Origin of the sequence: Agrobacterium sp. M50-1 (assembly GCF_049843495.1) — a bacterium.
Taxonomy (GTDB): Bacteria; Pseudomonadota; Alphaproteobacteria; order Rhizobiales; family Rhizobiaceae; genus Agrobacterium; species Agrobacterium radiobacter.
On the sequence record NZ_JBBHZH010000003.1, the window covers coordinates 410977 to 431177 of the forward strand.

General features: G+C 59.2%; 15 protein-coding genes and 1 pseudogene. 7 read left to right on the plus strand and 9 right to left on the minus strand.

Annotated features, from left to right (window positions below; all coding sequences use genetic code 11):
- Positions 1 to 569: 569 nt before the first annotated feature.
- Together WDZ78_RS09570 and trxB are read right to left on the minus strand one after the other, a co-directional pair.
- Positions 570 to 1466: a LysR family transcriptional regulator VtlR gene (locus WDZ78_RS09570; protein WP_020011327.1), complete on the minus strand. Its 897-nt coding sequence runs from the start codon at positions 1464 to 1466 to the stop codon at positions 570 to 572.
- 24 nt (positions 1467 to 1490) lie between these two features.
- Positions 1491 to 2465, minus strand: coding sequence for a thioredoxin-disulfide reductase (gene trxB, locus WDZ78_RS09575; protein WP_020011326.1), 975 nt, complete (start codon positions 2463 to 2465; stop codon positions 1491 to 1493).
- Positions 2466 to 2719: 254 nt separating this feature from the next.
- Between trxB and WDZ78_RS09580 the strand changes: the two genes are divergently transcribed.
- Positions 2720 to 3187: an Lrp/AsnC family transcriptional regulator gene (locus tag WDZ78_RS09580; RefSeq protein ID WP_020011325.1), complete on the plus strand. Its 468-nt coding sequence runs from the start codon at positions 2720 to 2722 to the stop codon at positions 3185 to 3187.
- Between the two features lie 30 nt (positions 3188 to 3217).
- On the opposite strand, the gene WDZ78_RS09585 is transcribed toward WDZ78_RS09580, so the two are convergent.
- Positions 3218 to 4273 (minus strand): glycosyltransferase family 4 protein, encoded by a 1056-nt coding sequence (locus WDZ78_RS09585; RefSeq protein WP_425672882.1) that lies wholly within the window; start codon positions 4271 to 4273, stop codon positions 3218 to 3220.
- 87 nt (positions 4274 to 4360) lie between these two features.
- The gene (gene greA, locus WDZ78_RS09590; protein WP_026363859.1) at positions 4361 to 4837 is read right to left on the minus strand and encodes a transcription elongation factor GreA; all 477 of its coding nucleotides are present in this window, start codon (positions 4835 to 4837) and stop codon (positions 4361 to 4363) included.
- Between the two features lie 221 nt (positions 4838 to 5058).
- Here greA and WDZ78_RS09595 point away from each other — a divergent pair, with 221 nt between their 5' ends.
- From WDZ78_RS09595 to WDZ78_RS09605, 3 genes and pseudogenes are all read left to right on the plus strand, one after another.
- On the plus strand, positions 5059 to 6291 hold the full coding sequence (locus WDZ78_RS09595) for a putative DNA modification/repair radical SAM protein (RefSeq protein ID WP_026363858.1): 1233 nt from the start codon (positions 5059 to 5061) through the stop codon (positions 6289 to 6291).
- Positions 6291 to 7740 (plus strand): annotated as a pseudogene (locus WDZ78_RS09600) (UdgX family uracil-DNA binding protein). The gene WDZ78_RS09595 and the pseudogene WDZ78_RS09600 overlap by 1 nt, the downstream one beginning before the upstream one ends.
- 151 nt (positions 7741 to 7891) lie before the next feature.
- On the plus strand, positions 7892 to 9031 hold the full coding sequence (locus WDZ78_RS09605) for a GGDEF domain-containing protein (RefSeq protein ID WP_425672883.1): 1140 nt from the start codon (positions 7892 to 7894) through the stop codon (positions 9029 to 9031).
- 35 nt (positions 9032 to 9066) lie between these two features.
- Here WDZ78_RS09605 and WDZ78_RS09610 read toward each other — a convergent pair whose 3' ends face one another.
- From WDZ78_RS09610 to WDZ78_RS09620, 3 genes are all read right to left on the minus strand, one after another.
- Positions 9067 to 9252 (minus strand): hypothetical protein, encoded by a 186-nt coding sequence (locus WDZ78_RS09610; protein ID WP_020011319.1) that lies wholly within the window; start codon positions 9250 to 9252, stop codon positions 9067 to 9069.
- Positions 9253 to 9468: 216 nt separating this feature from the next.
- Positions 9469 to 12957 (minus strand): carbamoyl-phosphate synthase large subunit, encoded by a 3489-nt coding sequence (carB, locus tag WDZ78_RS09615; protein ID WP_425672884.1) that lies wholly within the window; start codon positions 12955 to 12957, stop codon positions 9469 to 9471.
- Between the two features lie 158 nt (positions 12958 to 13115).
- Positions 13116 to 13937: a LytTR family DNA-binding domain-containing protein gene (locus WDZ78_RS09620; RefSeq protein ID WP_425672885.1), complete on the minus strand. Its 822-nt coding sequence runs from the start codon at positions 13935 to 13937 to the stop codon at positions 13116 to 13118.
- A 92-nt stretch (positions 13938 to 14029) separates the two neighbouring features.
- Between WDZ78_RS09620 and WDZ78_RS09625 the strand changes: the two genes are divergently transcribed.
- A complete protein-coding gene (locus WDZ78_RS09625) occupies positions 14030 to 14518 on the plus strand; it encodes a DUF2306 domain-containing protein (RefSeq protein WP_020011316.1) in 489 nt (162 codons plus the stop codon).
- Between the two features lie 98 nt (positions 14519 to 14616).
- The gene (gene ypfJ, locus WDZ78_RS09630) at positions 14617 to 15549 is read left to right on the plus strand and encodes a KPN_02809 family neutral zinc metallopeptidase (protein WP_425672886.1); all 933 of its coding nucleotides are present in this window, start codon (positions 14617 to 14619) and stop codon (positions 15547 to 15549) included.
- 41 nt (positions 15550 to 15590) lie between these two features.
- On the opposite strand, the gene WDZ78_RS09635 is transcribed toward ypfJ, so the two are convergent.
- Positions 15591 to 16070, minus strand: coding sequence for a DUF2938 domain-containing protein (locus tag WDZ78_RS09635; protein WP_026363855.1), 480 nt, complete (start codon positions 16068 to 16070; stop codon positions 15591 to 15593).
- Between the two features lie 288 nt (positions 16071 to 16358).
- Positions 16359 to 18428, minus strand: coding sequence for a methyl-accepting chemotaxis protein (locus WDZ78_RS09640; RefSeq protein ID WP_425672887.1), 2070 nt, complete (start codon positions 18426 to 18428; stop codon positions 16359 to 16361).
- Between the two features lie 352 nt (positions 18429 to 18780).
- On the opposite strand from WDZ78_RS09640, the gene WDZ78_RS09645 reads away from it, so the two are divergent.
- Positions 18781 to 20178, plus strand: a complete 1398-nt coding sequence (locus tag WDZ78_RS09645; RefSeq protein WP_425672888.1) for an MATE family efflux transporter — start codon at positions 18781 to 18783, stop codon at positions 20176 to 20178.
- The last annotated feature ends 23 nt before the right edge of the window (positions 20179 to 20201 follow it).

The following is a 20201-nucleotide window of genomic DNA, read 5'->3' on the forward strand; positions in this document are numbered from 1 at the left end:
ATTTATATCGATCATTTTCGATATACAAGTCACGTCTCTGTGAGGACCGTGGGGAGCGGGCAGGCGGTTCCAAAAAAGAAGGCCGCAGGATGTCTCCGCGGCCTGACAAGTTTGAAGGTCAAAACCTCCAGAGGGGAACAGCTGTCGCGTGCCTTGGGCGAGCGTGACAGCCAACTAAAATATGGGAGCGGCAATAATGCAAAACAAGGTTGCATCATGCGATATTTCGCCAATTTGGAGAAAATTCTTGCGGGTAAAAAAAGAGGGCCGCCGGATGGATCCAGGGCCCTTTAAGTGTGAAGGTCAAAAACCTCCAGAGGGGAACAGCTGATGCGGTGGAACTGGGAGGAAAAGCCACCGTGTGCATCAGCTGAGAGCGATATGGTGCTTTTTTGTGCACGAAACAACTCTTTTTTGTGCAGGTCAGGCATGCGCACCACGCAGCCCTCGATATTTCCGGTATATTTTATGTGCAATGCTGCCGGAGAGCGCCGGCATTCCGCTCACGCAACGCTTTGCGTAAGCTATTGAAATTAAAGCACGATAGCCAAGCGCCGGCTATTTTAACGTCAGAAGTTCCAGTTTCGCGCCTTGGCGACGATGAAGTCGCGGAAGGCTTTCAGCTTTGCAGCGTTTTTCATCTCGTCGGGATAACAGAAGTAGGTATCGAATGACGGAATATCTGCGGCGAGCGACAGCTGGATGAGGCCGGGATCGCGCCCGACGATATAGTCAGGCAAACAGGCGATGCCGATTCCCAACAGGCAGGCGCGCTTGATCGATGTCTGGCTGTTGATCTGCAGATGCGGCGTGCGCGTGTTGTCGGAAGACCGTCCGGCATTTTCCAGCCAGTTGACATCAAGGAGATAGTTGGGCGCCGGCTCACCGAAAGAGATGATGCGGTGGTTGTCGAGATCCTCAATCGACTGCGGCTCTCCGTGACGGTTGATGTAGGACGGTGCGGCATAGACGTGCATATGCACCGTGAACAGCTTGCGCTGGATGAGGTCCGACTGCTGCGGCTGGCGCAGGCGGATGGCGCAATCGGCGTGGCGCATGTTCACGTCCAGCTCCTCATTGTCGAGGATGAGCTGGATCGACATTTCCGGGTAGAGCTGCAGGAACTCCTGCACCTTGTCCGTCAGCCAGCCCTGGCCGAGACCAACGGTCGTCGTCACGCGCAGCTTGCCGCTCGGCTTCTCCGTCGTCTCCGTCAGTTGCATCTTGACGGTTTCGAGCTTCAGCAGCACGTCATGGGCGGTGCGATACAGCAGCTCGCCCTGTTCGGTGAGGATCAGGCCTCGGGCGTGGCGATGGAACAGCTTGACGCCGACATCCTGTTCCAGCGCGCTGACCTGACGGCTGATGGCCGACTGAGACAAATGCAGCTTGTCGGCAGCATGGGTGAAAGACCCCGCTTCGGCTGCGGCATGAAAAATGCGCAGTTTATCCCAGTCCAATGGCATTGCCATGCCTATCCTGCCTTTCGGTTATTCCGCTGCTACCGCGAGCGGTTGTTGCGCGGTGAGATAACGTTCCGCTTCCAGCGCCGCCATGCAGCCCATGCCGGCGGCGGTGATAGCCTGACGGTAGATGTCGTCGGTGACGTCGCCGGCAGCGAAAATGCCCTCAACATCGGTGGCTGTGGAATCGGGAGCCGTCCACATGTAACCATTGTCCTTGAGCTTCACCTTGCCCTTGAACAGTTCGACTGCGGGCGCGTGGCCAATGGCGACGAAGACGCCATCGATCGGCGTGTCGCTGATCGCGCCGGTCTTGGTGTCGCGCAACCTTACGCCAGAGACGGAGGGCGGCATTGGCGGCTTGGCGGGAGCGCCGGTGATTTCGGCGATTTCCGTGTTCCACAGGATCTTGACGTTTTCCTTCGCGAACAGCCGTTCCTGAAGGATTTTTTCCGAGCGGAAGCTGTCGCGGCGGTGCACGACGGTAACGGTCTTGGCGATATGGGCGAGGTACAGCGCTTCCTCCACGGCGGAGTTGCCGCCGCCGACCACGATCACATCCTTGTTGCGGTAGAAGAAGCCATCGCAGGTGGCGCAGGCGGAAACGCCGAAGCCCTGAAATTGCTGTTCGGTTTCGATGCCGAGCCACTTGGCCTTGGCGCCGGTGGCGATGATCAGCGTGTCGGCGGTCCAGACCTGACCGGAATCGGTCTTGACCACGAAAGGCCGTACATTGGTTTCAACTTCGGTGACGAGGTCGCTGACGATTTCAGCACCCACATGGGTCGCCTGCTTCAGCATCTGATCCATCAGCCAGGGGCCTTGGATCGGATCAGCAAAGCCCGGATAGTTCTCGACATCGGTGGTGATCATCAGCTGGCCGCCCTGTTCCATGCCGGCAATCAGCACGGGTTTCAGCATTGCGCGGGCCGCGTAGATCGCCGCTGTATAACCAGCGGGACCAGAGCCAATGATCAATACCTTGGTATGGCGGGCAGACATGGAAACGTTCCTTTTTACGGTAGCGGGGCCTTTGAGCAGCAAGACCTTCCAGCCGCAGCACGGCGGACAGGCCACAACCCCTTCATTGCCCGGTATTTAAGGTTGTCTAGTGTCTTTATTCAAGGGCAGCCTTGCGTTACCAACAAGGCAGTTGTGGATGCGCGCGCAATTTTGTGACCGGGCGGTGGCATAATGTTGCGAATCCCGCGCCGAATAGTACAAGGAAGTTCTACAGCTTAACGAGGTACTCCTCCGTGACCAGCGTCGAACTCGATGCCATCGATCTGAAAATCCTGCGCGAATTGCAGCGCGACGGGCGTATGACCAATGTGGAACTGGCCGAAAGGGTCGGTATTTCCGCGCCGCCCTGCCTCAGGCGGGTCCGCAAGCTGGAGGAGGCGGGCGTGATCGAGGGTTATCACGCCATGTTGAACGCGCCGAAGCTCGGTTTCGACCTCGTCGCCTTCTGCATGATCGGTCTCAAGCGCCAGTCGGACAGCAATCTGAAGGCTTTTGCGGCGGCAACCGCCGGCTGGTCGCTGGTGCGGCAGGCCTGGATGGTGTCTGGCGAAAGCGACTTCCTGCTGCATTGCGTCGCCAGGAACCTGACGGAATTTCAGGATTTCGTCATCGAGGTTCTGACGGCGGATGAAAATGTCGATACGGTGCGCACCATGCTCACCATCCGTCAGGTCAAGCGCGTCGGTCTGGTGGAAATCTGATCGGCCGGCTTTTCGTCGACTTCGGGGGCATTACCCCCGCCGCAACGCCTCATAGACTTCGCCGAGACTTGTCGCTTCTTTTTCCAGCGGAAAAGTGCTGCGCACATGCGCAAGTCCGGCACTTGCGTGGGCTTTTGCCAGAGCAGGATCGGCGAGATAGGTCTTTATCGCATCTCTCAGTGAGGCATAGTCACCCGCGTCAACAACCGCCCCGGTCTCGCCGGTGACGATCATCTCTTCGTAAGCGCCGGCATTGCTGGCGACAACGGCCGTCCCGGAGGCCATGGCTTCGAGCGGTGTCAGGCCAAAGCCTTCATTGCGGGATGGGGCGACATAGAGCGTCAGCCGCCGGTACCAGGGCTTGATGTCATCAACTTCGCCCTGAAATACGATGCGGTCGGAAAGGCCGGCTGCGGCGACATCGGCCTTGAGCGCATCACCGAAGGCCTTGTGTTCCGCCGTGACGCGGCCGGACACCACGGCTGTCCATTCCGGATAGGCGGGTAGAAGCTCGATCATGGCGCGCACGAAGAGATCGGTGCCCTTCTGGTGGCGCACCCGCCCGAAACAGCCGATCAGATAGTGGCCCGGCAGGCCGGTTGCCGCGATCGTATCTTCCGGGCCGGTTGCCGGGTGGAACAGGTCGGTATCGACGCCATGCATGACGACGCGATGGGGCACTTCCAGAAACGAGCCGGAGCGGGCGTTGGTCGCAACCACGGCATCCATCTTCGAAATCAGAAAACGGGTATAGGCGGAATGCCGCCTCTGTGCCGCGGAGGTAAAGAGCAGCTTCACCTTCATGCGCAGCACATCGCGCATCAGAAGACCCGGCAGCATTTCGAGGTTGCGGCGGGCATGCCAGATGCGCGGGCCACCCTGCGGGCCGTTTTGCCAGAGCCGCCACAGATCGCGGAAGCGCACATGCGGCAGATGCGGCGGCAGGCCGGGGCCGATGGTGGCCACCTTCTGTTCCAGCCGGTTCTGCACCGGTATCAGCTGAACGATGGTGGAGGTAACGCCCGAGAGCCTGCGCTTGAAGTTTGGCGCAAGCACCTGCACATCTTTCAGACTGACGTGGGACAAGATGGGCTTCCGTCTCTGCGGCTGGTTTGGGAATTTAATACGTCAAAAAGCAACGCGCCCGCATGGGGCGCATTGCACGTCGGGCAATCAGCCCCACTGAACCGCGAGAATCTCGTAACCCTTGGCGCCGCCAGGTGCATTGACTTCGATGCTGTCGCCGACTTCCTTGCCAATGAGGGCGCGGGCGATGGGTGAGGAGATGGAGATGCGGCCAGCCTTCACATCGGCTTCCTGATCGCCGACGATCTGGTAGGTCTTTTCCTCATCGCTGTCTTCATCGACCAGCTTGACGGTCGCTCCGAACTTGATCTTCGAACCCGACATCTTGGAGAGATCGATGACTTCCGCGCGTGCGGTCAGGTCTTCGAGTTCAGTGATGCGGCCTTCATTGTGGCTCTGGGCTTCCTTGGCAGCATGGTACTCGGCGTTTTCCGAAAGGTCGCCATGGGCGCGCGCCTCCGCAATCGCCTCGATGATACGGGGACGTTCCTCCTGCTGGCGAAAGCGCAGCTCCTCCTGCAGCTTGACGAATCCACCCTGAGTCATCGGTACTTTTTCTACCATTTTTTTATCCTTCGCATTCCGGTCGCTTTACTTGCAGACACAAAAAGAAACAGGTTCCGGAGAGGAACTCCGGAACCATGCCAAAATCATAACTGAGCCGACTATATCAGAAGACGACAGCGAAATGCCAGCAAATTTGAGGTGTGAGTATTTCCTCATCCAATCAAAGGCTTGACTGCCAATATTGACATTCTTCAATGGAACATATAGTGAACATGATCATGAAGAAGTCGATCAGGCAACGGCTGGCCATTCTCTCCGACGCGGCGAAATACGATGCCTCCTGCGCATCGAGCGGCACGACAAAACGCAACTCCGCAGTGTCAGGCGGTCTGGGTTCCACGGAAGGCTCGGGCATCTGTCACGCCTATGCTCCGGATGGGCGCTGCATTTCGCTTTTGAAAATTCTGCTGACCAATTTCTGCATCTATGATTGCGCCTATTGCATCAACCGCTCTTCCAGCAATGTCGAGCGGGCGCGGTTTACACCAGAAGAAGTGGTGTGGCTGACGCTGGAGTTTTATCGGCGCAACTATATCGAGGGGCTGTTCCTGTCCTCCGGCATTATCCGCTCCTCCGATCACACGATGGAGGAGATGGTGCGCGTGGCGCGCGAACTGCGCGTTACCCATGGTTTTCGCGGCTATATCCACCTGAAATCGATTCCCGAAGCATCGCCCAGGCTCATCGAGGAAGCGGGGCTTTATGCGGATCGCCTTTCGATCAACATCGAGTTGCCCACTGACAGCGGCATTGGCCGTTTCGCGCCGGAAAAGCAGCCCGCCAATATTCGCCGCTCCATGGCCGATATCCGCCTGAAGATCGAGGAGGCGGGGGAGCCGACCGTTCGCACACGCAAGACCAGGCGCTTTGCGCCGGCCGGTCAGAGCACGCAGATGATCGTGGGGGCCGATGGCGCAGACGATAGCACCATTCTCTCCACCAGCGCCCGGCTTTATGGCAGCTACGGTTTGCGGCGCGTTTATTATTCGGCCTTCAGCCCCATTCCGGATTCGTCGAAGAACCTGCCGCTCATCAAGCCGCCGCTCATGCGGGAACACCGGCTTTATCAGGCCGACTGGCTTTATCGCTTTTATGGCTTCGACATTGGCGAGATAACGGCGATCGGCGGCGACGGCATGCTCGACCTCGATATCGACCCGAAACTCGCCTGGGCGCTCAAACATCGCGAGCGTTTCCCTGTGGACGTCAATGTTGGGGATCGGGAAATGCTCTTGCGCGTGCCCGGTTTCGGCACGAAGACGGTTGCTTCCATCCTGTCCTCGCGGCGATTCCGGCGGCTGCGGCTGGAGGATATTGCCCGCTTCGGTGTTTCCCTGAAAAAGGTGAAGGCCTTCATCGTCGCAGAGGGCTGGACGCCGGGCAAGCTGACCGAGCGGCCGGATCTGCGGGCGATGTTTGCGCCGCAGCCCGAACAATTGTCGCTCTTGTGATGTATGGCCCGGTTCTGGAAGGACGGGGTGATTTCGGCGAGTGGCGCGACGCCGCCCGCGCGGCCCTTACCGCCGATATTCGACCCGAGATGATTGACTGGCGGCTGCGGGATGACGGGGCAGGGTTGCTGGATTTTGCCGGCCAGCCCTTGCCGGCGGTCGGCTCCGGGTCTGCGCAGGTTTCCGTTCCAGCCTCATTCGTCGCGCTGGCGCAGGCCGCCATCTGTCACAATGATCCAGGCCGTTTTGCACTGCTTTACCGGCTGTTGTGGCGGCTGAGGCAGTATCGCGCGCTGTTACAGTTCAAGTCCGATCCGGATGTTTCAGAGGTCCGGCTGCTTGAGAAATCCGTCCGCCGCGATTGTCACAAGATGACGGCTTTTGTTCGCTTCAAGGAAGTGCCCTTACCACAGGGGCAGGGTGGGCGGCGGCGGTTCATTGCCTGGTTCGAGCCTGATCATTTCATCGTCGAGCGGACGGCAGCCTTTTTCCAGCGGCGGTTTACCGACATGGACTGGCTGATCGCCACGCCGAAGGGTTCTGCACAGTGGGATGGAAACGCGCTACGGACCTCGCGGGAGGCGGCGGCGAAACCCGACCTGACGGACGAGACGGATGAACTCTGGCGGACCTATTATGCCAATATATTCAATCCGGCCCGCCTGAAGATCAAAGCCATGACCGCGGAGATGCCGAAGAAATACTGGAAGAACCTGCCGGAAGCCGATCTTATTCCCGGTCTGGTTCTCGGGGCGGAGGCGCGGGTGCTGGAGATGGCCGCCAAGGCGGCAAGCCAGCCGCAGCCGTTTCACCACCGTCTGCAGGCTGCGGCCGCTGCACGGGAGACACCGCGGCCGGCGCCGGATGGCACGCTCGCGTCGCTGGCGCGGGAGGCGGGCCATTGCACCCGCTGCCCCCTGCATTGCAACGCCACGCAGACTGTTTTCGGCTCTGGCCCGGAGGATGCGAACATCATGATCGTTGGCGAGCAGCCGGGCGATCAGGAGGATCTCGCCGGCAAACCTTTCGTCGGCCCGGCCGGCCAGCTCTTTGACCGGACTCTCGCCCAAATCGGCATCGAACGCAAAAAAACTTTACGTCACCAATGCCGTCAAGCACTTCAAATATGAAACGCGTGGCAAACGACGTATCCATCAGCGGCCAAATGCAGGCGAAGTGGAGCAATGCCGTTGGTGGCTCAATCAGGAAATCGCGCTTGTTCGGCCCAAACTGATCGTTGCCATGGGCGCAACGGCGCTTTATGCGCTGACCGGCGGCAAGGAAAAAGTCACGGAGATTCGGGGGCGTTCTTTACCAATGGAGGAGGGCCGGACGCTTTTTGTCACCGTGCACCCGTCTTTTCTCCTGCGCCTTGTCGATACGCAGGCAAAAGCGGCGGAGATGGCAAGATTCACGAAGGATATGGATTTTATTAGAATGTTCGAATAGATTTCTATTTTCGATTGGAGACTTATTTCGGAATGTGAATATTAACTTACAGTAGTGTAATTTATTGATTATTTATATGTTATTTTTATTGAAATTTTATACTTAATATTATAATTAAGTCCTCCGAATTTATATACCGTATGGACAAATCATGTTAGGTGAACTCGACCTTACGACAGTCATACTGATGCAAAAGTGTTCCTATATCGTTGGACTTTTGAGTTTTATCTACCTGAAAATGACCAATCGCGGTTTGCGCGGGCCCGTTCCTCTCGCGGCGGGTTTCGCGACGATGACGATTGGCTCCACGCTCGCCGGTTACGGAGAATGGGGAATATTGTCGCCGGCCTTGTGGCAACTCGGCAGTGTCGTTTTTGGTATTGTGGGCTATGCGCTGATCTGGCTCGGCCTGAAAACGTTGAGCGATGGACGCGCCGTCGACCGGCGAATCCTACTCTTTGTGTGTTTTATCACCGTGCTGGCGATGGTTGTCGCGTATCAGGTGGCGGACAATAATGCGCTTCGCGCGGCGCTCTTTAATGGCTGCGCGTCGCTGGCCTATCTCGCCGGGGCATTGGTGCTTCTTGAAGGATGGCGCAGGGAACCGCTGCTTTCCCGTCTGGCGCTGGGTGCGATTACCGGCGTCTCCGGTCTCATTTCGCTGGCGGTGATGAAAAGCGTGCTTTTCCCGGCTTATGCCGCCCTCAATCTGGTCAATGCGTTTTTCTTCATCATCATGCTGAACTTTGCCATCGCCCTGTTCGTGATGATGCTGGTTGCCGAGCGGTCGGAACGGAAATTGCTGGTTCTTGCCAATACGGACCCTCTGACCGGCGTCAAGAACCGACGCTTCTTCTTCCAGACCATGCCTGCGACGCCTCATCCCACTGACGCGGCCATGTTGCTGGATATCGACCACTTCAAGTCGATCAATGACCGTTTCGGCCACGCCGTCGGCGATAGCGTGCTGCAGGAAGTGGCGAAGCGCATCGGCGGCAGCATTCGCGGTGGGGACGTGCTGGCGCGCTACGGTGGGGAGGAATTCATCATCTACCTGCCGGGCGCCGGCGTTCACAAAGCCTGCATGATCGGCGAACGCATTCGCGATGCGATTGCGGTCAGCGAGGTCGACTGCGGCGGTCTGCGTGTCGGCGTGACGATCAGCATCGGCGTTGCCGCCACCGGCGACATGCGCTGCGATCTCCAGACGCTCGCCGAAATGGCGGATCGTGCGCTTTACCGAGCAAAGACCGAAGGGCGCAACTGTGTCCGCGAGGCGCTGGCGGCCTAGGGGCATCCTCGTTTCTGCGGCTGGCAGCTTGCGGCTCAGCCGCTCGGCGCACTCGCATCCATCGCGGCGCGATGCCGTAGGGCTTCTTTCAACAATATCTCGATCTGGGCATTGATGCTGCGCAGTTCATCGCTCGCGGTGTGGCGGATTTCATTCAAGATTGCGGGTTCGATCCGCAGCGGAAAAGCCACGCGCTCCGGGCCTGGCGGACGTCCAGCCATGATTTAACCCTGCAGCTTCAAGTTCAGGGAAATCATGCGACCGCTGGCGGGGGCGGATTTTTCAGGCGTAGGAAAAGACATCATGGGCCTCGCGTGGGAATGATGTCTTTTTGATACCCGCAACGGATTGCAGCGGGATTACGCGATGCAAAACGCCGCGGACATGGCGATCCGCGGCGTTTTGTTTTCAATCTTGCGGACTTTTCCCGCAGAAACTTAGTTGAAGTAGCTCTGCAGCGGCTTCACTTCCAGATTGCCTGCCTTCAGCGCCTTGATGGCGAGGGCTGCGGCTTCCGCACCGGCCATGGTGGTGTAGTAGGGCACCTTCTGCATCAGCGTTGCGCGGCGCAGCGACTTTGAGTCGGAGATCGCCTTGTTGCTGTCGGTGGTGTTGATGACGAGCTGGACCTGACGGTTACGGATGGCGTCTTCGATATGCGGACGGCCTTCCTGCACCTTGTTGATCTTTTCGGCGTTGATGCCCTGTTCAGCGAGGAAACGCTGGGTGCCGCCGGTTGCCAGCACCTTGAAGCCGCTTTCCACTAGAATGCGGATGGCCGGCAGAACGCCTTCCTTGTCCTCGTCACGCACGGAAACGAAGACCGTGCCGGAGCGCGGCAGGTCGACGCCGGCGCCAAGCTGGCTCTTGGCGAAGGCCAGCGCGAAATCCGTGTCGAGGCCGATGACTTCGCCGGTCGAGCGCATTTCCGGTCCGAGCAGAATGTCGACGCCGGGGAAGCGGGCGAAGGGGAAGACCGCTTCCTTGACGGCGATGTGCTTCAGGTTGCGCGGATCGGGCTTTTGGCCATAGGCGGCAATCGCCGCATCGAGCTTTTCACCGGCCATGACGCGGGCGGCGATTTTGGCGATCGGCGCGCCGATGGTCTTGGCGACGAAAGGCACGGTACGCGAGGCGCGCGGATTGACTTCGAGAACGTAGATGGTGCCATCCTTGATGGCGTACTGAACGTTCATCAGGCCGCCGACATTGAGCGCCTTGGCAAGAGCCGTGGTCTGGCGCTCCAGTTCGTCGAGCATTTCCTTGCTCAGCGAACGCGAAGGCAGCGAGCAGGCCGAGTCGCCCGAGTGGATGCCGGCTTCTTCGATATGTTCCATGATGCCCGAGACGAAGACGTTTTCGCCGTCGCACAGCGCATCGACGTCCACTTCGACGGCGTTGGTCAGGTAGCTGTCGAACAGAAGCGGGTTCTTGCCGAGCAGGGTGTTGATCTGGCCGGTCTTGTCGTTCGGGTAACGCTGCTTGATGTCCTCAGGCACGAGACCCGGAACCGTGTCGAGCAGGTAGGTCTGGAGCTGGCCTTCCGAATGGATGATCTGCATGGCGCGGCCACCCAGAACGTAGGAGGGACGCACGACCAGCGGGAAGCCGATTTCCGAAGCGACGAGGCGCGCCTGTTCAACCGAATAGGCAATGCCGTTGTTCGGCTGGGCGAGGTCGAGCTTCATCAGCAGCTTCTGGAAGCGGTCGCGGTCTTCGGCAAGGTCGATCATGTCAGGCGCGGTGCCGAGGATCGGGATACCGTTCTTTTCCAGCGCTTCGGCCAGCTTCAGCGGCGTCTGGCCGCCGAACTGCACGATGACGCCGACCAGTTCGCCCTTTTCCTGTTCGGCGCGCATGATCTCGATCACGTCTTCGGCCGTCAGCGGTTCGAAATAGAGGCGGTCGGAAGTGTCGTAGTCGGTCGAAACCGTTTCCGGGTTGCAGTTGATCATGATCGCTTCGAAGCCTGCATCCTTCAGCGCGAAGGCGGCATGGCAGCAGCAATAATCGAACTCGATGCCCTGGCCGATACGGTTCGGGCCGCCGCCGAGGATGACGACCTTCTTGCGGTCGGAAACCTGCGCTTCAGAGCGGGCGGCGCCGACGAAGGGAATTTCATAGGTCGAATACATGTAGGCTGTGGGCGAGGCGAATTCTGCCGCGCAGGTATCGATGCGCTTGAAGACCGGGCGAACATTGAGGCTGTTGCGCAGTTCGGCCACTTCCTTCGGGCGCTTGCCCGTCAGAATTGCCAGGCGGGCGTCGGAAAAGCCCATGGCTTTGAGCATGCGCAGGTTCTCGGCGTCCTGCGGCAGGCCCTGCTCGCGAATACGGGCTTCCATATCCACGATTGCCTTGAACTGGGCGATAAACCAGGGGTCGATCTTCGAGTTTTCGTGGACTTCTTCTTCCGTCATTCCCATGCGCAGCGCCTGGGCGACCATGCGCAGGCGATCCGGCGTCGGCGTGCCGATGGCGGCGCGGATGGCGTTCTTGGAGCCTTCGCCTTCTTCAAAGCCGGGGATTTCGATTTCATCGAGACCGGTGAGGCCGGTTTCCATGCCGCGCAGCGCCTTCTGCAGCGATTCCGCGAAGGTGCGGCCGATGGCCATGACTTCACCGACCGACTTCATGGCGGTGGTGAGGATCGGCGAGGCGCCGGGGAATTTCTCGAAGGCGAAACGCGGGATCTTGGTGACGACGTAGTCGATCGACGGTTCGAACGAGGCAGGCGTCGCGCCGCCGGTGATGTCGTTTTCCAGCTCGTCCAGCGTATAACCGATGGCGAGCTTGGCGGCGATCTTGGCGATCGGGAAGCCGGTCGCCTTGGAAGCGAGAGCCGAAGAGCGCGAGACGCGCGGGTTCATTTCGATGACGACGAGGCGGCCGTCCTTCGGATTGACGGCGAACTGCACGTTCGAGCCGCCGGTCTCAACGCCGATCTCGCGCAGCACCGCGATCGAGGCGTTGCGCATGATTTGGTATTCCTTGTCCGTCAGCGTCAGCGCTGGCGCAACGGTGATCGAGTCGCCGGTGTGAACGCCCATCGGATCGATGTTTTCGATGGAGCAGATGATGATGCAATTGTCCGCGGTGTCGCGGACCACTTCCATCTCATATTCCTTCCAGCCGAGAACCGATTCTTCGACCAGCACTTCTGTCGTCGGCGAAGCGTCGAGGCCGCCGGAGACGATGTCGAAGAATTCCGAGCGGTTATAGGCAATGCCGCCGCCGGTGCCGCCGAGCGTGAAGGACGGGCGAATGATGGCGGGCAGGCCGACATGGTCGATGGCCTGGGCGGCGATTGCCATGGCGTGCGCCATGTAACGCTGCTTGCGATCGGTTTCGCCGAGGTTCCACTGGTTTTCGAGGTCGTCCAGCGCCTTGTCGAGGTCGGAGCCGGAAAGCTTGCCCTTCAGCTCAGTGCGGGCGGCTTCGTGTTTCTTGCGGTCGGCGTCCTTGATCTCGGTCGCATTGGCGAGCATGGACTTCGGCGTTTCGAGGCCGATGCGGGCCATCGCCTCGCGGAAGAGGGCGCGGTCTTCGGCCATGTCGATGGCTTCGGGCTTCGCGCCGATCATTTCCACGTTGTAGCGGTCGAGAACGCCCATGCGCTTGAGAGAAAGCGCGGTGTTGAGCGCGGTCTGGCCGCCCATGGTCGGCAGAAGCGCGTCCGGGCGCTCCTTGGCGATGATCTTGGCGACCACTTCAGGCGTGATCGGCTCAACGTAAGTGGCGTCGGCAAGGCCGGGATCGGTCATGATGGTGGCCGGGTTGGAGTTGACCAGAATGACCCGGTAACCCTCTTCCTTCAGCGCCTTGCAGGCCTGTGTGCCGGAATAGTCGAATTCACATGCCTGGCCGATGACAATCGGTCCCGCGCCGATGATGAGGATGGACTTGATATCTTGGCGCTTCGGCATGGGCTCTCTCGTTCCGCTTTTTGGTTGCGCAAAACACCAGCCAGGGTGAAAGATCACCGGCCGGGGAGCGCAATTCAAATGTTTTCAGGCTAGAAGCGGCTTATAGGCAAATGTTTTTGAGAACGGAACCCCATAAATTCCGGAATCGACAGAAACTCTTAACCGGCAGGGGCAAGGGCCGTAAAACGGGCCTGCACCGCTGCATTATAAGAACGGCTGACGGGGATCTCCGAACCGTCCCTTGTCATGAGAAGCAGACGACCCGCCTGTTTACGCAGCGCGATGACATCCGTATCGGCAATCCAGTGGGAGCGGTGCACCTGCAAGCCCTGCGTCTCGCCAATCTCTTTCAGCGCATCGGCAAAACGCAACAGAACGAGCTGACGCCCGCGGGTGGTGACGATTTCAGTATAGTGGTCCTGCACCGACAGCCGCAGCAATTCTCCGCGCTTTTGCGGCGGCAGCCGCTCCAGCAGCGGTGCAACGCCTTTTGCCTCGCTTTTGGTATCTTCGTCTGTATCCGTAACGGCATTGGCCGCCGCTTCGAGTGACTGGCAGGCGGTGAGATAACTCAGCAGGCAGAAGATGGCGCAGAGAGGCAGGGACGACAGGCTGCTTTGCAGAAAGGGTCCGAAACCCATATCCTTGCCTGAAAAGACCCGGTTCGTGATGGTAAGCAGCAGCCCGATCGGCAGGGCCGCCGTCAGCGAACCGATCATCATGCGCGCCAGCATGTTTCCGATGCGGCCGGCGAGGATGCTGTTGGCGATGATGGAAAAGGATATCGCGAATGTCCAGGCGCCGGCCTGAATGATTGTCCAGTAAAGCAGCCGGTCGGCGAAACTCATGGTTTCGCTTGTGCCGAAAGGCCCGGTCACGATGAAGATCGCCAGCACGGCGAGAAATGTCAGCCACAGCCTGCGCGATTGCAGGACGGCGTGCATTTCACGAAGCGTGGATTGCAGATACGGGTGATCCACGAAGTTTTCCTGCGGTTGGCGTCAATCCGTTTTTCTTGGGCGCATGTTTTGCTGAAATTGCCGGTGATTTCAACCGAGCCGAAACAGCACCCATGTCATTCCAGCCTTTATTAGATGCACCGATCGCCGTGCAATTCCATGTCGCCACCGTCGTGCCCGCCGCCATTCTCGGCGCCTTCATCTTCCTGCGCCCCAAGGGCACAGCCATCCACCGGCTGCTCGGCAAGATCTGGGTCATGCTGATGGTCACGACGTCCGTTTCGACGTTCTTCATCCATGAATTGAGGGTGTTTTACGGTTTCAGCCCGATCCATCTTCTCTCCGCCTTCACGATATATGGCTGTCTGCAATCGGTCTATTTCGCCCGGCGCGGCGATATCAGACGCCATATGCGCATCATGCAGGGCGTTTATATCGGCGGCATCGTTGTTGCCGGAGGCTTCACCTTCGTTCCCGGTCGTCTCATGCATGAGGTTGCTTTTGGTGATGGCAAAGCCGGTTTTGCGGCCCTTTCCGCTGGCGCTCTCGTTTTCGTCTTCCTGTTTCTGACCGTCCTGAGACAAAGACGCAGAACCGCTTGAGAGACTCCGCTCACTGCCTCTGCTTTCTTCCGGAACAAGATGTATTATAGTGCCGTTATATGGCAGCTTGTTAAGGCGGTATCCGCCGGGAGAATAGCATGGAATGGAGAGGGCGCCGCCAGTCGGACAATATCGAGGATCGGCGTGGCATGTCGGCGGGGTCGGGGCCGGGCGGTAGCGATCCTTTTTCCCGTGGCGGAATGCGCGTGCCGATCGGGCGTCGCGGTGGCGGCATCGGTATTGGCGGCATTGTAGTCATCCTGCTGATCAGCTGGGTGCTTGGCATCAACCCGCTGACGCTGCTTACGGGCGGCGACATCTCGATGGATGGCGGCGGCACGACGCAACAATCCGGCACCCAGCAATCCGGCACACGCCCGCAGGGCGAATCGTCGGACGAGACGACGGCTTTCGTGCGCACCGTGCTGGCTGAGACGGAAGATACCTGGAGCGGCATCTTCCAGTCCGCCGGGGAGACCTATCAGAAACCGACGCTGGTTCTGTTCTCGGGGCAGGTGTCATCCGCCTGTGGTTATGCCTCTGCCGCCAGCGGCCCGTTCTATTGCCCGGGTGACCGCAAGGTTTATCTCGACACCAGCTTCTTCAAGGAATTGGACCAGCGTTTCGGTGCGGCCGGTGATTTCGCGCAGGCTTACGTGATTGCGCATGAGGTCGGCCACCACATCCAGAACCTGACCGGGGTTCTGCCGGAGTTCAACCGCCGCCGCCAGTCCATGAGCCAGGTGGACGCGAACAAGATGTCCGTGCGTGTCGAGCTTCAGGCGGATTGTTATGCCGGCATCTGGGGCAAGTTTACCGAACAGAAGGGTATTCTTGAGACCGGCGACCTTGAGGAAGCTCTGAACGCGGCCCATCAGATCGGCGATGATACGCTGCAGAAGCAGACTCAAGGATATGTGGTGCCTGACAGCTTCAACCACGGCACCTCGGCGCAGCGCATGGAATGGTTCAAGCGCGGCTTCCAGAGCGGCCGCGTCGAGGACTGCGATACTTTCTCGGCGAATATCTGAGATATCAGACGGAAAAGGGGGCTTTCAGCCCCCTTTTTTATTCAACGCATCAACAGCGCTACGGCATACATGCCAAGGGCGAAAACCGTGTGGGCCACAAGGTTGAGGATGCGGACCTTTGTGGGGTTCGGCGTCTTCGATGCCGCCCAGCCGATGCCCAGCCCCGGCTGCAGCAGGAACCAGCCCGCACCCACCGTGACGATGCCGACGATCCACGGCTCAATGAAGGACGGATTGGCAAACCATGCGGCCGGGACGACCAGCGCAAGAACGATGCCGTAAAGGATGCCGACGGCGTAGTGCGAAATCCAGCCGAGCGCCAGTTCGTGCTCATAGGGTTCAGCCGTGGCGATGCTGTCGTGAAATATCCGGCCCTTCGGCACATGCCAGAACCAGCGGCCGACCGGCGCCCAGTTCGGCGCGGACTGGCCGAAAAACCGGTGCAGTATGATTGCCCATATATCCATAAACAGGGTGCCGCCAATGCCCATGGCAATGCCGCGCCAAATCAGTTCCAGCATGAATTCCTCCGCATATCATGATTGATCAAGCTCTAGCGGATCATGTGAATGGCGGGAACCGACTATTATGAGGGTGAACAAAAAAATGGCCGGATCGCTCCGGCCATTAGGGTGAGAAAGGCGCAAGACCTCGCCTCCGTCATGCTCGGGCTTGTCCCGAGCATCTGCGACGTAGCTTTTAAACGAGACGTGGTGGATCCTCGGGACAAGCCCGAGGATGACGTCGAGAGCGGGTAAGGGTTGGCAGCGATCTGGTTACGATAGCGCCCCGGTCAACGTAGTTTTCCCTTAAGCCGCCCGCCCATATTCCGCCTGCCGCCGCGTGGCCGAAGCGAGCTGGAATTGCGCCAGCAGCTCGTTCAGCGCCGCCGCTTCCGAGGCAAGACCGTGGCTGGCCGCCGTCTGTTCCTCGACCATGGCGGCATTCTGCTGCGTGCCCTGATCGATGGTGTTGATGGCGGTGTTGATTTCCTGAAGCCCGGTCGACTGTTCGCGCGACGAGGTCACGATGGCGTCGATATGGCGGTTGATCTCCTGTACTTCGCGGACGATGGTTTCCAGCGCCTTGCCGGCATTGCCGACGAGTTCGACGCCGGACTGCACCTGCGATGTCGAGGCGTTGATCAGCGTCTTGATCTCCTTGGCTGCATTGGCGGAGCGCTGGGCGAGCTCGCGCACTTCCTGCGCGACGACGGCAAAACCCTTGCCTGCTTCACCGGCGCGGGCGGCTTCGACACCGGCGTTCAGCGCAAGCAGGTTGGTCTGGAAGGCGATTTCGTCGATCACGCCGATGATGTTGCTGATCTCCGACGATGATTTTTCAATGCCTTCCATGGCGCGCACGGCGTCTTCCACGATGACGCCTGACTGTTCGGCATTGCTGCGAGCGCGGTCGACCAGACGGCCGACTTCTTCCGCACGGCTGGCGGAATCCTTCACCGTCGTGGTGATTTCCTCAAGCGCCGCCGCCGTTTCTTCCACCGACGCTGCCTGCTGTTCGGTGCGCCGTGCGAGATCATCCGCCGACTGGCGGATTTCTCCGGCGCCGGCGTCAATGGCGCGGGCATTCTGGCCGACGGTGCTGAGCGCTGCGTTCAGCTTGGCGACGGAATTGTTGAAATCGTTGCGCAGGCGGTCGATGCGGTTCACGAAAGGCGTGTCGATGCGGTAGTTGAGATCGCCATCCGACAGGTGCGCCAGTCCCCGGGCAAGCGAATCGACGGCGAACTGGATGTCTGCCGCATCTTTTGCGGTCAATCTTTCGCGCTCATTACGCTCCTGTTCGGAGAGCGTGCGGTTTTCTTCGGCGTCGCCTTCGAGGCGCAGGCGTTCCATGGCGTTCGACCGGAACACGGCGACCGCTGCAGCCATCGAGCCGATCTGGTCGGTGCGCTCCTGACCGGGAATGGCGACATCGAGATTGCCGGCGGCAAGGCCTTCCATGGCCGAGGTCATCTGCGTGACGGGGCGGACGATGAAGCGGGAGAGCACGGTTGCGAGAAGTCCGATCATGATCGTGGCTGCGAGGATCGTGGCGATGGTTGCCGCCAACCGGAACTGGCCGATTGCGCTGTAGGCAACATCGGAATCGACGACGAAACCGAGATACCAGTCAACCGAGGGCAGGCCGGCGACCGGAATGAAGCTGGTGATCTTGCCCTTGCCGTCGATTTCCGTCTGTGAAATCGCCGAGGAAATCGCCGGTGTGTTGCCCTTGAAGAGGTCGGTCAACGGCTTGTCGACGAATTTCGGATCGGGATGGATGAGGATCTTGCCATCCTTGCTGACAAGGAAGGCATATCCGTCCGTGCCGGCATCCACGGACTTGATCATCGTTACCAGCGAATTCAGCGAGAAGTCGCTGCCTGTCACGCCGGTGAGCTTGCCATCGATCGAAACCGGAATGGCGGCGGTGATGATGAGGCCGCCGGTTGATGCATCGTTGTATGGTTCGGTCAGAACGGTCTTGCCAGCCTTTACGGCATCCAGATACCAGGGACGCTTGCGCGGGTCATATCCTTCCGGCAGCGGTGTTTTGGGGAAGGTGGTAAAGCTTCCCGTTTCGGCATTGCCGAAATAGGTCGACATGAACTGGGCGGTCAGAACGTCGTTTTCCAGAAACCGCAGCTTGGCCTCTTCATCAGGCAGCTTGGCGAGCGTCTTTGCCACCGTCTCCGTCAGCATGATGCGGCCGTTCAGCCAGTTGGCGATGCTTTGCGCGGCCTGCTTGCCGGAGGAATCGATATTCTCCGCCACCGCTTCCGTCGTGACCCGGTGCTGGAGGCTGTCAATGTAGAAAGAGAAGCCGGCAAAGGCGGCGACGACAAGTGACGACGCAGCAACGAGAATGCGCGTCATGAGATTGGTTTTTTAGGCAAGCTACACGTCCTTGAAACCGGGTGAACCCGTTCGACTCATCTTGGAAAATGGTGGGGAAAGACATGCCTCAATGGCGGGAATATTCTGCGTCATGCAGCTTTTGGTTTAGAAGAACTACGAGATATTCTAATAAGTAAATTGAAATGGTAAAATTCGACTAAATTTGTCTTTTGTCAGTGGCGGTTTGACCGAGGCGCGCGCCAGATTGCCGTTTTGCGTAAATTTTGATCACCGATCTGCAAAGGTTGCGTGCAGGAAGGGAATATTTTATTCATCACCGTGCTGCCGTTGCGCAATTCGCGGGCAACGGCCAAGGTTCAGGTGAATTACAATGTCTTCGTCGGTTGTTGCAGGAACCGTTCCGTCCGGATCGGGGTCGTGGTTTTCGCATTTCAAGGCTACGCTTGCGCTGGGAATTCCGCTCATCGGCGCTCAGCTCGCGCAGCTTGGTATCCACACCACTGACATGGTCATCGTCGGCCAGCTTGGCGCCGAAAAGCTGGCGGCCATGGTGCTGGCCGGGCAGTTCTTCTTTGTCGTCTTCATTTTCGGCTCCGGCTTTTCCGTCGCCGTGGTGCCGATGGTGGCGCAGGCCTACGGGCAGGGTGATGCGACGGCGGCCCGTCGCTCGCTTCGCATGGGCATGTGGGTGGCAATCGCCTATTGGTTGCTTGCCCTGCCGATCTTCTTTAATGCCGAGCGCATTCTCGTTTCGCTCGGGCAGAACCCCAATGTTGCGGCGCTGACCGGGCACTATCTCGCCATCGCCAAGTTCGGCCTCCTGCCGGCGCTGTTGTTTTACGTGCTGCGCAGTCTCGTCAGTGCCATCGGGCGTGCGGGCATCATTCTTTATGTCACCATCATCATGCTCGTTATGAACGGCGTGCTGGCCTACATGCTGGTATTCGGCCATTACGGATTGCCGGCGATGGGCATGAATGGCGCGGCGGTCGTTGCCGTCATCGTGAATGCCTTCAGCTTCATCTTCATCGTCGCCTATGTGCAGACGCGCGAGGAAACGAAAAAATACGAGCTGTTCGTGCGCTTCTGGCGGCCGGACTGGCATGCGCTTTTTGAAGTGCTGCGTCTTGGCCTGCCGATCAGCATCACCATTCTTGCCGAAGTGACGCTGTTTGCCGCCGCCTCGATCCTGATGGGGCAAATCGGCACCGTGCAGCTTGCGGCGCATGGCATCGCCTTGCAGCTTGCCTCCATCGCCTTCATGATTCCGCTCGGCTTATCGCAGGCGGCGACCGTTCGGGTGGGCATCGCCCGCGGTCAGGGCGATTTCAAGAACCTCATCCGCGCCGCCGTCATGATTTACGCGATCGCCTGCGGTATTGCGATTTGCGGTGGCATCCTGTTTGCGGCCGTGCCGGAATTTCTGGCGAAGTGGTTCCTGGATGCGAAGTTACCTGAGGCGGCGGAAGTGCTTGCCTATGCCAGCAGCCTCGTGGTGATCGCCGGTATCTTCCAGCTGGTGGACGGCATTCAGGCCGTGACAGCGGGCCTGCTGCGCGGATTGAAGGATGCGCGCATTCCAGCGATGCTGGCGCTGATTTCCTATTGGCCGATCGGGCTGGCGCTTGCCTGGACCATGGCCTTTCCGCTCGGCTTTGGTGGACGCGGCGTCTGGTTCGGTTTCGTGATCGGCCTTTCGACGGCGGCTGTTCTGCTCACCATCCGCTTCGTCATTCTGGTGAAGCGTGAAATGCAAACGGCCCGCTGAAAAGCGGGCCGCATAATATTTCC

Coding starts and splice junctions, on each gene's coding strand:
- WDZ78_RS09570 (WP_020011327.1), bottom strand. CDS start 1,466: ATGCCATTGGACTGGGATAAACTGCGCATTTTTCATGCCGCAGCCGAA.
- trxB (WP_020011326.1), bottom strand. CDS start 2,465: ATGTCTGCCCGCCATACCAAGGTATTGATCATTGGCTCTGGTCCCGCT.
- greA (WP_026363859.1), bottom strand. CDS start 4,837: ATGGTAGAAAAAGTACCGATGACTCAGGGTGGATTCGTCAAGCTGCAG.
- WDZ78_RS09595 (WP_026363858.1), top strand. CDS start 5,059: ATGAAGAAGTCGATCAGGCAACGGCTGGCCATTCTCTCCGACGCGGCG.
- WDZ78_RS09605 (WP_425672883.1), top strand. CDS start 7,892: ATGTTAGGTGAACTCGACCTTACGACAGTCATACTGATGCAAAAGTGT.
- WDZ78_RS09610 (WP_020011319.1), bottom strand. CDS start 9,252: ATGGCTGGACGTCCGCCAGGCCCGGAGCGCGTGGCTTTTCCGCTGCGG.
- carB (WP_425672884.1), bottom strand. CDS start 12,957: ATGCCGAAGCGCCAAGATATCAAGTCCATCCTCATCATCGGCGCGGGA.
- WDZ78_RS09625 (WP_020011316.1), top strand. CDS start 14,030: ATGTCATTCCAGCCTTTATTAGATGCACCGATCGCCGTGCAATTCCAT.
- ypfJ (WP_425672886.1), top strand. CDS start 14,617: ATGGAATGGAGAGGGCGCCGCCAGTCGGACAATATCGAGGATCGGCGT.
- WDZ78_RS09635 (WP_026363855.1), bottom strand. CDS start 16,070: ATGCTGGAACTGATTTGGCGCGGCATTGCCATGGGCATTGGCGGCACC.
- WDZ78_RS09640 (WP_425672887.1), bottom strand. CDS start 18,428: ATGACGCGCATTCTCGTTGCTGCGTCGTCACTTGTCGTCGCCGCCTTT.
- WDZ78_RS09645 (WP_425672888.1), top strand. CDS start 18,781: ATGTCTTCGTCGGTTGTTGCAGGAACCGTTCCGTCCGGATCGGGGTCG.